Origin of the sequence: Niallia tiangongensis, from assembly GCF_044704065.1 — a bacterium.
GTDB classification, from domain to species: domain Bacteria; phylum Bacillota; class Bacilli; order Bacillales; family Cytobacillaceae; genus Niallia; species Niallia tiangongensis.
In genome coordinates, this window is sequence record NZ_CP162613.1 from 1,604,333 (window position 1) to 1,617,183 (window position 12,851).

The following is a 12,851-nucleotide window of genomic DNA, read 5'->3' on the forward strand; positions in this document are numbered from 1 at the left end:
AGGGGTGAAACATTTGAGTAATAGAAATAAAAAGCTTTGGTACAAGAAACCTGCTGAGGAATGGGTGGAATCACTCCCAATTGGAAATGGTAGGCTTGGCGGAATGATTTATGGTGGGATTAAGCAGGAACGAATTAGCGTAAATGAAGATACACTGTGGGCAGGCACTCCGAGAGAAGCAGATAATATTAAAGCATTTCAATACCTCGATGAAACGCGAAAATTAATTTTTGAAGGAAAATACCAAGAAGCTCAGACTATCATTGAAAATCATATGCTTGGACCTTGGTCTCATTCCTATCAGGCAATGGGCGATTTACATTTAGAGTTCAAGCATAGTTCTCAAGCGAATGGCTATGAGAGGCAACTGGATCTAAGTACAGCTATATTTCAAACAGAATTTACTAATCAGGGAGTCCACTTTACACGAGAGACATTTGTGTCTGCGGTTGATCAAGTAATGGCGATTCGTTTAGAAAGCAACAAGCAAGGAGAACTTGATTTTGATGCTAGTTTAACTAGTCCATTGAATTATAGCTCTTATAAAGTAGAGAAAGATTATATTGTTCTAAAAGGTCAAGCTCCGAGTATTGTAGATCCAATGCATGATCAAACAGATGATCCTGTTAAGTATGATGATGGAAAAGGAATGACATTTCAAATACATCTAAGAGCTATTGCGGATGAAGGTCGCGTTGAAGTACATGGTTCTCGACTTATTGTAAAAGAAGCTGACGCTGTTACTCTTTTGCTTACTGCCGCTACAAGCTTTAATGGATTTAATAAAGACCCATTTATAGAGGGTAAGGATCCTCAATATTTGTGTGAGCAATGGCTTGAGTCTGCTTCCAAGTATTCTTATAAAGAATTGAAGGAGCGACATATTAAAGACCATCAAAAGTATTTTAATAGAGTAGAGTTTGAACTTGAGGTACCAGGTCATCCTTATCTTCCAACAGATGAACGTATTATGGCTGTAAGAGACGGTGAAAAGGATGATCAATTAGCTATACTATTCTTTCATTTCGGCCGCTATTTATTAATAGCCAGTTCTCGACCCGGAACTCAACCTGCTAACTTACAAGGAATATGGAATAACATGACACGTCCACCATGGACCTCAAATTATACAACGAATATCAATACTGAAATGAATTATTGGTTAGCAGAACCATGTAATTTAGCAGAGTTTCATACACCATTATTTGAGATGATGGAAGACTTACGGATAGCTGGAAATAAAATGGCGAAAATTTATTATAACTGTCGAGGCTGGGCTGCGCACCATGGTATTGATCTTTGGAGAACGGTTACTCCTCAAGGAGGACCATCAAAGGGGCCTGCAAGTTGGGCATATTGGCCAATGACGGGTCCTTGGTTATGTCAGCATTTATGGGAACATTATGCATATAGTGGTGATATTGAGTTTTTACGTACTACAGCATATCCAATTATGAAAGATGCGGCGCTATTTTGTCTAGATTACCTTGTTGAAGATGAGAACGATAATTTAGTATCAGTTCCTTCTACTTCTCCGGAAAATACATTTATTGCACCAGACGGAACCCTTTCGTCTGTAAGTATGAGTTCTACGATGGACATTGCTTTAATGTGGGGACTATTTACTAATTGTATGGAAAGTGCTTATATTCTAGGGGAAGATCATGAGTTTAGAAGAGTGATAGAAAAGGCACGAGATCGGTTATTACCTTTACAAATTGGTAAGCACGGTCAGTTACAGGAGTGGTTTCAAGACTTTGAAGAAGCCGAGCCTGGGCACCGTCATACAGCCCATTTATATGCACTGCATCCTGGAGATCAAATCACCCCTAGGTCAACACCCGAACTGGCTAAAGCGGTTCGAGTAACTTTAGAGCGTCGCCGTGTGTATGAGGGGAAGGATACAATAGGCTGGTGTTTTGCCTGGAATGTTAACATGTACGCAAGGCTAGAAGAGCCTGAAATGGCATATGAATATTTAATGAAATTATTAAAAAATCCATTCCCAAATCTATTTAATGCCCACCGTCATCCGAAGCTAAAATATTTTCCGTTGACAATAGAAGCAAATTTTGGCGCCACGGCAGGTATAGTAGAAATGTTAATGCAAAGCCATGGCGGAGAATTATCCTTTCTTCCTGCACTTCCTGAAATGTGGAAAAAAGGATATATAAAAGGAGTACGTGCAAGAGGAGGCTATGAAGTCGATATCAACTGGGAAAATGGAGTACTTAGTGAAGCGGTAATTAAATCAACGTTTTCAAGATTATGTAAAATTAGGAGTACCCTTACTATTCAAGTAGATGGTACGGACTATATTCCAAATAATAAAGGAATAATTGAATTTAAAACAGAGGCAAATAAGGTTTACATACTTAGCCCAGTACACGTAAAGACAGCCCTAAATGGAACAAATTAGAGGAGGGAAAATGGCATGGTGACAATGTCAAGACCAGATGTGATTAGACCAGGACTTTTTGGTGGGGTAATCTCTGCAGATACACGAAGAAATGTTTTTGACTATCATAATGAAGTGTTAATTTCTCATCAGACAAAAATAGATTTCCTATTTATTGGAGATTCTATTACAGATATGTGGGACGTTGAAACTTATTTTGGAGGGAAAGGAAACCGGATTGTGAACAGAGGAATTGGTGGGGATATGACTCCCTATTTGTTACGCCGATTTCCAGCCGATTGTGTCCAATTAAAACCGAGATATGCCATTATTCTTATTGGTGTTAACAATACATGGGCATTAGATGCATGGAGAGCATGTGATATTCCAAAGCCAGAGAAATTACAAAAAGAGATTGTGGCAGATATCTTGAAAATGGTTAATCTAGCTAAGGATGATGGAATTATACCAATAGTTTGTTCGATTCTTCCCACATGTATTGATACAAATAAACAAACAGAACAAAGAAATGACTTAATTATTGCGATCAATCAACAGTTAAAAAAAGAAGCAGAAAATCTTTCTATTCCATTTGTTAATTATCATTCTTATTTAGTAGCTGAGGACGGTAAAACGTTACAACCTGGCTTAGCTGAGGATGGACTTCATCCGCATGTACTAGGGTATAATATAATGGCAGATGCTTTATGCAAAGAATTAAGGAAATACAATATTACCATATAAATAAAGCCATTAGAAAGTTGATCCTATGAAGTAAAGGGTCAGCTTTTTTTTGGCAAAGAGAATTAGATGTAACGGTACTTAATTTTAAGACTTTTAATTAAAAATAAGCACTGTTAACCAATCTAAAGGAACGATAAAATTTAATTAAAGAGCTTAATATATAAAGTTGTTAATAAATGTAAACGCTTTAATTCTTTGGAGTAGAAATCTTATAAATAAGTATCTTAATCTTAAATTTCGTCAATATCTTATTTAGACAGCATGGTGATAGAATTTAGAAAAATGGTATAACACATATGAAAGGAGAGAGGGATTTGAAGAGTGAAATTAAGAAGTCTAGTGAAAATATACCAGTACTTAAGACCTCTAAACGACCGGTTTGGAAGCGCTTAAAGTCACAGGAATTCCCACAGCTTTTTGTTTGGTCGGGCCTTATTGTTTTATTTCTTTTTCACTACCTACCAATGTTTGGAATTTTAATGGCTTTTAAAGATTACTCTATTAATGAAGGAATTAAGGGGATTTTTACAAGTGAATGGGTTGGTCTTAAGTATTTTAAAGAATTTTTTAATGATTACCAATTTGAAAGAATTATAAAAAATACCCTTTCTATTAGTTTCTTAAAATTGATTTTTACGTTCCCGGTACCAATTTTACTGGCTTTAATGCTAAATGAAGCTCGAAATAAATATGTGAAAAGAATTGTTCAAACTACAAGTTATTTTCCCCACTTTATCTCTTGGGTAGTGGTTGTTGGTTTGGTATCAGTTTTTTTATCAACTGATAGTGGGCTAATAAATAACTTATTATTAAAATTTGGAATAATAAAAGAACCGCTTGCGTTCATGTCTGATCCAGATAAATTTTATAGTTTAGCAGTACTAACAGCTATGTGGAAAGAAGCAGGGTGGTGGACGATTATATTTTTGGCAGCAATCAGTGGGATTGATCCCTCTCAATATGAGGCTGCAGAGATGGATGGTGCAGGTCGCTTAAGAAGAATTTGGCATATTACCCTTCCTGCAATTAGAGGTACGATTATTGTAGTATTAATCTTAGCAATTGGTAGTTTACTAGGTGGTGGTTTAGTAGGATCCAACTTCGAGCAAGCATTTTTGTTAGGTAATCCTGTTAATGCTGAAAGTTCAGAAATCCTCCAAACTTATGCGTTTAAAATGGGTTTGGCACAAGGACGTTATTCTTATGCAACAGCTATTGACCTATTACAGTCAATAATTGCTGTTATATTAATCTTTGGCAGTAACTGGCTAGCAAAGAAAACAACAAAAACAGGATTATTTTGATTAAGAAAGGAGGACTATGATGAGAAGAACATTAGAAGATAAAATCGTAGATGGCGTTAACTATACACTGTTAGCAATCATCTTTGTCATCACATTTTATCCTTTTTACTACTTAATTATCATTTCGTTTAATGAAGGATTAGATGCATCACTAGGAGGAATTTATTTTTGGCCGAGAGAGTTCTCACTCGTTAATTATACAACGATTCTAAGTGATCCTAAATGGATAATGGCGTTTTTTGTCAGTGTCGCTAGAACATTAGTTGGAACGCTTTTAGGTGTATTATTTACTTGTATGGTAGCCTATGGCTTAGCAAACAAGAATCTACTGTTTCAAAAAGTCTATTATCCGATCTTTATTGTTGGAATGTATGTATCGGGTGGATTAATTCCATTCTATGTAGTTTTAAGACATTTGCATCTACTAAATACATTTTGGGTGTATGTCATACCATCAATGCTTAATTTATTTCTATTACTTATTGCCATTTCTTTTTTTCGGGAAATTCCTTCTGAATTGGAAGAATCAGCGCGAATTGATGGTGCAAATGACTTGAAAATATTCTATTCTATTATTCTACCAATCTCTAAACCGATTCTTGCAACTATGTCTTTATTTATCGGTGTTGGTCAATGGAATTCTTGGTTAGATTCTGCTTACTATGTACAAAACGAAAATTTGAGAACGTTAACATACAGAATGATTGAGCTAATCAATACATCAAGTGTTCCGACAGACTTACAGGGTCCTGCAGTAGAATTGGCAACACAAGCAGCACAAGCAACTCCATTTTCATTAGAAATCACAGCAATGGTTATAGCGATTGTTCCGATTTTATGTGTTTATCCTTTCTTACAAAAATATTTTGTTAAGGGTGCAACAATTGGTGCTGTGAAAGGATGATCATTATGGTATTTACACAGGGCTAAATAAACGATTAGCTTATTAAGTCAAGTGTTACTATAAAAAATTCTAGGAGGCTTAACATGAAAAGGACATTTGAAAGGGGCTTTAAATATTTTGCAATTTTACTATTAGCTATTTTTATATTGGCTAGCTGTCAGAGTACTGACACATCTTCTAATGCTAGCAAAGAAAACAAAGCAGCAGAAGATAAAGATGGGATAACTGAGCTTACCATATTTGTGGATCAATCATTCTGGCCACTAAAAGATTGGTCTGGTGAAATCCCAGAAGAAATCACGCAAAAGACTGGTATTAAACTTAAGGTTCAAGTAGCTACAGATGGTCAACAATTACCTTTAATGATTTCATCTGGTGATCTACCAGATATGGTATTCACAACAAATCAGTTCCAGCAAATGTCCGATTCAAACGTATCCTATACATGGGATGAATTAATTGAAAAGTATAATATTAAAGACTTTGATATTGATCCTATGGCTAGGGTTCTTAATGAAGCTCCGAATGGAAAATTGTATTCAGTAAAAAATGGTTTTACTAACCCAGAAGATTTTCAAAATACACCAGCAGCGTTAGGAAACGTGCCATCTTTTGCATTTCGCCCTGATATTTTAGAAGAGTTAGGTAACCCCAAAATGGAATCTTTAGATGATTTAGTGGATGTATTGAAACAGGTTAAACAAAAATATCCTGATATGACTCCACTCGTTATGAATCCGAATGCAATTGGTCAATACTTCCGTGTTAATTTTGGTGCACCTTATCTTGGATGGTTGAATCTTGATGGTCAAGTAAAATATTACATTAGTCATCCGAAGCAAAAAGAATACTATGTGTTTATGAATAAGTTATATCGTGAAGGTTTAATTACTGCTGAGAACTTTACTTGGAATGAACCTAATAAAGCAAAAGAAATGATTATTAATGGGAAAGCTTTTTCCATTAACAATGTAAATGCAACACCAACTATTAATTCTGAGATTAAAGCAGCGGGTAAAGATTTTGTGATTTCCCAAGCGACAAAATTAATAGGAGAAGAGCCTGCACTATATCCAGCGGCTGGAGGATGGTCAGGAACTTTTATTACGAAAAAATCTAAAAACCCAGAAGCTGCTATAAAATTCCTTCAATTCATGCAAAGTGAAGAAGGGCAGAAACTAGGCCTATGGGGAATTGAGGGGAAACACTGGACAATGGATAAGCCAATTGAAGAAGGTGGATATCCAGAATTTACATTTGATTCACAGGATGCTACTGAACAACAAAAAATAGGAGTAGTATGGTGGGGGTTATTAGCAGATGATGGGATTTATGAGCAAGTTCAGCGATATGTACCAGGAACAGAACAGACAGAAGCACAAGTTGATGCAAAACAGTATGTTGTTTCAAATCCATTGTTAGGTGCTATCAATCCACCTGCAGGATCTGATGAACAAGTTATTAAAGCAAATATTGATAATATGATTACCAATGAACAAGCAAAGATTTTCTTAGCAAAATCCGAAAAGGAAGCAGAAAAAGCATTTGATAATATGATGAAAACTGCAGAAAATATTGGATTAGCTAAGTTAGAAGATTATGCACAAAAACGTTATGAAGAAGCAACTCAACGGTATGAGGAAGTAAAATAATTTTATGTATATATCTAATTTGTTTTTTTAAGCGCTTTCTTCTGATGGGTGATTGGGAAGGAAAGAAAGTAATATTCACCATTCAAAAAAGCTGAATGGTGAATATACATATTGAATTTAGGAGGATTACCATGAAAAAGAGGTTTAGGTTAAGTAGTATATTTCTTACTATGTTATTATTAGCTTTTTCATTTTTAACAGGATGTCAAAGTTCTGAAACCAATGGAGAGAATGATTCTAAAGCAAATTCGGATTCAGATGGTCCAATTGAATTAACGATGTTTGTTGATCAAACGTTCTGGCCATTAAAAGAGTGGTCAGGTAAAATTCCAGAAGAAATTACGAAAAGAACGGGTATTAAGCTTAAAGTCCAAGTTGCGACTGATGGGCAGCAATTACCATTAATGATATCTTCAGGTGATTTACCTGACATGGTTTTCACATCCTCTCAGTTCCAGACCATGTCAAATTCAGAAATTTCTTATACATGGGATGAATTGATTGATAAATATAACATAAAAGATTTTGAGATTGATCCAATGGCAAGAGTTCTTAACGAAGGAGAAGACGGGAAACTTTACTCTGTAAAAAATGGTTTCACTAGCCCAGAAGATTTTAAGAATACACCCGCAGCATTAGGCAATGTCCCATCATTTGCCCTTCGTCCGGATATTCTTAAAGAATTAGGGAATCCAAAGATTGAATCTTTAGATGACTTAGTGGATGTATTTAGACAAGTAAAAGAAAACTATCCAGATATGATCCCACTTGTTATGAATCCAAACGCTATTGGTCAGTATTTCCGTGTCAATTTTGGAGTTCCTTATCAGGGTTGGGTGGAAGTTGGTGGAAATGTAGATTATTACATTAATCATCCAAAACAATATGATTATTATATGTTCATGAATAAACTATATCGTGAAGGTCTCATTACGGCCGAAAACTTTACTTGGAATGAACCAAATAAAGCGAAAGAACTAATTATCAATGGTCAAGCTTTTTCTATCAATAATTTAAATGCAGTTCCAACCATTAATAATGAAATTAAAGCTGCAGGTAAAGACTTTGAAATTGCTCAGCAAACGAAGCTTGTTGGCGAAAATCCTGGTTTATTTGCAGATAGCAGTGGATGGTCTGGTACATTTATAACAAAGAATTCTAAAAATCCAGAAGCAGCTATTAAATTCCTACAATTCATGAATAGTGAAGAAGGTCAGAAACTAGGCTTATGGGGTATTGAAGGGGAACATTGGACAATGGATAAGTCACTAGAAGAAGGTGGATATCCAGTATTTACTTTCGATTCACAGGATGCCGTTGAACAACAAAAATTAGGAGTTGTATGGTGGGGGTTACTAGCAGATAACGGTATTTATGAGCAAGTACAACGTTATGTTCCAGATTCGCCAACTTCTCAGGCTATGATTGATGCAAAACAATATGTGAATTCAGACCCTATGTTGGGTGCAGTCAATCCACCAGCTGGTTCTGATGCACAAGTAATCAAAGCTAACATTGATAATATGATTACAAATGAACAATCTAAAATTTACTTAGCAAAATCGGAAGCTGAGGCAAAGAAAGCTTACGAAAGCATGATGAAAACTGCAGAGGACATAGGTCTATCAAAATTAGAGGATTATGCAAATAAGCGCTATGAAGAAGTAGTTAAGAGATATAACGAAGTTAAATAATTTGTTTAGTCCATTTAGGTAAGGCATCTTCGTCTTACCTAAATTTTTTAATAACCTTACTTTAATAAGCATTAAAAGGAAGTGGGTAATTTGGAATTACTATATAACAAGCCATCAAAAGAATGGACGGATGCTTTACCTATTGGAAATGGACGTCTAGGGGCAATGATTTTCGGTGGAGTCGAGACAGAGACTTTTCAATTAAATGAAGATACTCTATGGTCTGGGAGCAAACAAGATTGGAAATGCCCAGATGCAAAAGAAGTTCTTGGCAAAATTCGTGAATTAGTAAGAGAAAAACAATATGAGAAAGCCGATTTACTTAGTAAGAAGATAATGGGACCCTATACAGAGTCCTATATGCCATTAGGATTAATAAAGTTAATTTTTGAACACGGAAATCTGTACCATAATTATAAGCGCAGCCTTGATTTGGATAATGGATTGGCAATTGTTAAGTATTCCATAGGTGATGTTGTGTATACAAGGGAAATATTTGCTTCCTATCCAGACCAAGTAATCTGCATGCGTCTGAAATCTAGTAAGCAGGGAATGCTTACTTTTCATGCAAAATTAGATAGTTTGTTAAGGCATCGAACAGATTTTGATGGCAGTAAGCTAATAATCAAGGGGATAGCTCCGGAGTATTCGGCTCCAAACCACTCAAATTCTCCTAATCCACTTGTTTATGGCGAACCAGGTGAAACCGAAGCTATTCAATTTGAAGGTCAATTAGGTGCAACTTTAGAAGATGGGAAATTAATTATTGATAATGATGGTTTGCATATTATAAACGCTACGGAAGTAATTTTATACTTTAGTGCTGCAACAAGCTTTAATGGATTTAACCGTTCTCCAAATAGGCAAGGGAAAAATCAATCAGAAATCGCCAGTGGATACTTAAAAAAGGCAATTTGGCAATCCTATCGAGCGCTTCTAGATAACCATCTCTACGATTATAAGTCTCTTTTTAATCGAGTCATTATAGATTTAGATACAGAAAAGCGTAATAACCAGTTACCGACAGATGACCGTATACAACGATTTGGTGCAAAGGATAAAGGACTCATTGAACTGTTGTTTCAGTATGGAAGATATTTAATGATAGCGAGTTCTCGCCCTGGCTCGCAGCCTGCAAACTTACAAGGAATTTGGAACAAAGAAACGCGTCCACCATGGAGCAGTAATTATACTTTAAACATTAATGCTCCGATGAATTATTGGCTAACAGAATCAAGTTCTTTACCAGAATGTCATGAGCCATTTATTCAGTTTATTCATTCATTGGCAGAAAGTGGAAAAAGAACGGCGGAGATTTACGGAGCAAGGGGATGGGCTGTTCACCATTGTACAGATATTTGGTGTCAGACTGCTCCAAGCGGAGGCTATGGTGAAGGGGAGGCAGTATGGGCGATTTGGCCAGTTGGATGTGCGTGGATGTCCCAACATTTATGGGAACATTATTCATTCAGTCAAGATAAAAAATTTCTTCTGGAAAAAGCTTACCCGATTATGAAGGCTGCTGCACTTTTTTGTTTAGATTGGTTAATAGAGGATGAGGAAGGTAATTTGGTAACTGCGCCTTCCACGTCCCCTGAGAATTTATTTAAAACGGATAGTGGTTTTGCAGCAATTTCGTATGCCTCTACAATGGACATGGCTGTTATCTGGGATTTATTCAAAAATTGTATAGAGAGTACACGAATTCTAGGCATGGATGAATTATTTGCACAAGAACTTGAAGCTGCAAGAAGCAGGCTGTATCCAATGAAAATAGGGAAATATGGGCAGCTTCAAGAGTGGTTTCTTGACTTCGAGGAGGAAGATCCACACCATCGTCATAGTGCTCATATGTTTGGAGTTTATCCTGGTAGACAGATTACAAAAGATACTCCAGAATTCTATCAAGCTGCAAAAACATCATTAAATCGAAGGGGAGACGAGGGCACAGGCTGGAGTTTGGCGTGGAAAATAGGATTGTGGGCTCGCTTAGGCGATGGAAATAGAGCCTATCGAATACTTTCTAGACTGTTAAACCTTGTGGAAAGTCATGAAGAAAAAATGCATGAGGGAGGAGTATACCGCAATTTATTTGATGCACATCCTCCTTTTCAAATTGATGGGAATTTTGGAGTAACCGCTGCTATAGTAGAATTGCTTTTACAATCACATGAAGGCTTTATTCGTCTTTTACCTTCACTGCCAGATGCTTGGCCAAATGGTCGTATTAAAGGGATAAGAGCACGTGGTGGTTTTGTAATAGATTTAGAATGGAAAAAGCATCAATTAGTTTATGCGGAAATTTATTCGGAAGTTGGAGGAACGTGTTTACTTCAAAGTGATGGTCCTGTTTCACTTAAAAAAGAAGGTAAAACAGCTACAGTTACTTATCAGGAAAAAAACAATATTATTCGATTTAATACGGAGAAAGGAAAACGTTATATTATCAAGCAGAATGCGGCAACTATTAATGAAAATAAATGAATTATAGTCGAATGAACATAGAAGGATTCAGGTTCTTAAAAATGAACATCTGAATCTTATATATGTTCTATTTTTTTGTAGGTGATTACATGAGAAAATAAAATAGAGTAATGAATTCATTGGTAGAAGGGAGAATACATTGCGAATGAATGGAAAATGGGGTGGGCTTTATATAGTCTGTGAATGGATCATGAAATTTTCAGGAGCGAATTTGCTTTGGGTGCTGTTTAACATTCCAATCGTTATTCTAATTTTAAATCTCTTCTCCGCTAGTAGTATAAACCAAGTAATTATTTCCTATATAGGTATTTTTATTTTGTTGCCTTTTGTTTTTTTTCCAGCGACGGTCGCTTTATTTGCAGTTGTGAGAAAATGGATTATGAAGGATGAATCGAATAAAATAATCCAAGTATACGTAAACCATTACCGGAAGAATTATTTACGAAGTATGTCTGGGGGGGGATTGATAATTCTTATATGGTTTGTTGTTGCCTTTTATGGTTATTTTCTCTATTTAAATAGGGGAATATCGTTATTTTTGTTACTTCCAATTTGCATTTTATATGTTTTCACCATGAACTTCTTTTCGATTAATGTTCATTTCGAGGTGAAGCTATTGGCATCATTAAAACATGCAATCTTTATTACAATTGGGAGGCCGTTGATTACTTTGGAGATTGCTTGTGTTAGTGGGTTGATTCTCTATTTAAGTATAAATATTATAACCTTTTTAATTCCTTTTTTTATTGGCTCTATTATAGCATTTACCGCCTTTTTAGGTTTTTATTCTCATCTTATAAAAATAGATTCTAAGAAAAAAGAGAGGAAAAATATAGATTTATCACATGAAATATCTCATTAATTGTTTTTAGTTATCAAATTCAATAGATTTGGAAATATACTGTTTCGGTCAAAATTAGTAATCGAAAAGTTAGATTCGAATGATTTTATTTGTTTATCTATCCCAATCCATAAAAACTACCTTATTTTCCTTTAGCCATAATGGAAAATAAGGTAGTTTTTCAGTCGCGCATATGACCAGCTTCCCGAGAAGTCATTGCTCCATCTCCTGCTTTTACATCTCTTTGAATTTCTTGTTTTACTTTTTGTGAATCAGTTCCTGCAAAATCTGGCTTCATAATGGAATTTAAGTTCTCCTTATTTTGCGTCATGCTTTTTCCTCCTTCCTAATTCTTTATCCCATAGTATTTCAAAAAAAGGCGGATATTATGTTAATGGAAGAAGAAGGAGTTATTTTTTAGCAAAAAAAGACAGAGCTTCTTGAAAAAAATAAACGGCTTATGCCAGAATGACTATGATAATGAAAAAGTAACCGTTATTCGAGTTCGAAAAAAGTAATCCTTAAATATAAGAAAAAGACATAAACAAAATGGCGAAGATAAATAGGATAAATAGTAACATAAAAATTATTGCTAATACGAGTAAAATCCATCCTAGAATTTTTCGATCCGTTCTAATCAAGTAAATAGAAAGTGTGATGATTCCAAACAGAAAGCCCATGATTCCCCAGAGAACAGGGTTTTTGCCTTTTTTTTTGGAATCTATAACCAAATATATCGTTATTAAAATGTTTATTACCCAAAATAAAGAAAACTCCATAAAAATACCCCCTCCTTTACCTTTATTATATTGTATTCTTATAAACTTTCA

General features: G+C 35.3%; 10 protein-coding genes. 8 read left to right on the plus strand and 2 right to left on the minus strand.

Features of this window, described 5'->3' with window-relative positions; genetic code table 11:
- Positions 1 to 4: 4 nt before the first annotated feature.
- The 8 genes from AB3U99_RS07600 (at position 5) to AB3U99_RS07635 (ending at position 12,042) form a co-directional block, all read left to right on the plus strand.
- Complete coding sequence (locus AB3U99_RS07600; protein WP_400246690.1) at positions 5 to 2,419, plus strand: glycosyl hydrolase family 95 catalytic domain-containing protein; 2,415 nt, start codon at positions 5 to 7, stop codon at positions 2,417 to 2,419.
- Between the two features lie 15 nt (positions 2,420 to 2,434).
- Positions 2,435 to 3,142: a GDSL-type esterase/lipase family protein gene (locus AB3U99_RS07605; protein ID WP_400246691.1), complete on the plus strand. Its 708-nt coding sequence runs from the start codon at positions 2,435 to 2,437 to the stop codon at positions 3,140 to 3,142.
- A 296-nt stretch (positions 3,143 to 3,438) separates the two neighbouring features.
- Positions 3,439 to 4,446 (plus strand): ABC transporter permease, encoded by a 1,008-nt coding sequence (locus tag AB3U99_RS07610; protein WP_400246692.1) that lies wholly within the window; start codon positions 3,439 to 3,441, stop codon positions 4,444 to 4,446.
- A gap of 19 nt (positions 4,447 to 4,465) precedes the next feature.
- Positions 4,466 to 5,350, plus strand: coding sequence for a carbohydrate ABC transporter permease (locus tag AB3U99_RS07615; RefSeq protein ID WP_400246693.1), 885 nt, complete (start codon positions 4,466 to 4,468; stop codon positions 5,348 to 5,350).
- Between the two features lie 83 nt (positions 5,351 to 5,433).
- Positions 5,434 to 7,002 carry an extracellular solute-binding protein gene (locus tag AB3U99_RS07620; protein ID WP_400246694.1) on the plus strand — a complete coding sequence of 523 codons (1,569 nt, stop codon included), beginning with the start codon at positions 5,434 to 5,436 and terminating at the stop codon, positions 7,000 to 7,002.
- Between the two features lie 131 nt (positions 7,003 to 7,133).
- Positions 7,134 to 8,696 (plus strand): extracellular solute-binding protein, encoded by a 1,563-nt coding sequence (locus AB3U99_RS07625; protein ID WP_400246695.1) that lies wholly within the window; start codon positions 7,134 to 7,136, stop codon positions 8,694 to 8,696.
- Positions 8,697 to 8,777: 81 nt separating this feature from the next.
- Positions 8,778 to 11,180 carry a glycosyl hydrolase family 95 catalytic domain-containing protein gene (locus AB3U99_RS07630; RefSeq protein ID WP_400246696.1) on the plus strand — a complete coding sequence of 801 codons (2,403 nt, stop codon included), beginning with the start codon at positions 8,778 to 8,780 and terminating at the stop codon, positions 11,178 to 11,180.
- A 145-nt stretch (positions 11,181 to 11,325) separates the two neighbouring features.
- Positions 11,326 to 12,042 (plus strand): YesL family protein, encoded by a 717-nt coding sequence (locus tag AB3U99_RS07635; protein ID WP_400246697.1) that lies wholly within the window; start codon positions 11,326 to 11,328, stop codon positions 12,040 to 12,042.
- Positions 12,043 to 12,202: 160 nt separating this feature from the next.
- Here AB3U99_RS07635 and AB3U99_RS07640 read toward each other — a convergent pair whose 3' ends face one another.
- A complete protein-coding gene (locus AB3U99_RS07640) occupies positions 12,203 to 12,352 on the minus strand; it encodes a hypothetical protein (RefSeq protein WP_400246673.1) in 150 nt (49 codons plus the stop codon).
- Positions 12,353 to 12,542: 190 nt separating this feature from the next.
- Entirely contained in the window at positions 12,543 to 12,800 is a 258-nt protein-coding gene (locus AB3U99_RS07645; protein WP_400246698.1) for a hypothetical protein, read from the minus strand.
- Between the last annotated feature and the right edge of the window lie 51 nt (positions 12,801 to 12,851).

Bases quoted from the DNA above. Each gene is read 5' to 3' on its own strand.
- AB3U99_RS07605 (WP_400246691.1), top strand. From the start codon at position 2,435: ATGGTGACAATGTCAAGACCAGATGTGATTAGACCAGGACTTTTTGGT.
- AB3U99_RS07610 (WP_400246692.1), top strand. From the start codon at position 3,439: ATGAAAGGAGAGAGGGATTTGAAGAGTGAAATTAAGAAGTCTAGTGAA.
- AB3U99_RS07615 (WP_400246693.1), top strand. From the start codon at position 4,466: ATGAGAAGAACATTAGAAGATAAAATCGTAGATGGCGTTAACTATACA.
- AB3U99_RS07620 (WP_400246694.1), top strand. From the start codon at position 5,434: ATGAAAAGGACATTTGAAAGGGGCTTTAAATATTTTGCAATTTTACTA.
- AB3U99_RS07625 (WP_400246695.1), top strand. From the start codon at position 7,134: ATGAAAAAGAGGTTTAGGTTAAGTAGTATATTTCTTACTATGTTATTA.
- AB3U99_RS07635 (WP_400246697.1), top strand. From the start codon at position 11,326: ATGAATGGAAAATGGGGTGGGCTTTATATAGTCTGTGAATGGATCATG.
- AB3U99_RS07640 (WP_400246673.1), bottom strand. From the start codon at position 12,352: ATGACGCAAAATAAGGAGAACTTAAATTCCATTATGAAGCCAGATTTT.
- AB3U99_RS07645 (WP_400246698.1), bottom strand. From the start codon at position 12,800: ATGGAGTTTTCTTTATTTTGGGTAATAAACATTTTAATAACGATATAT.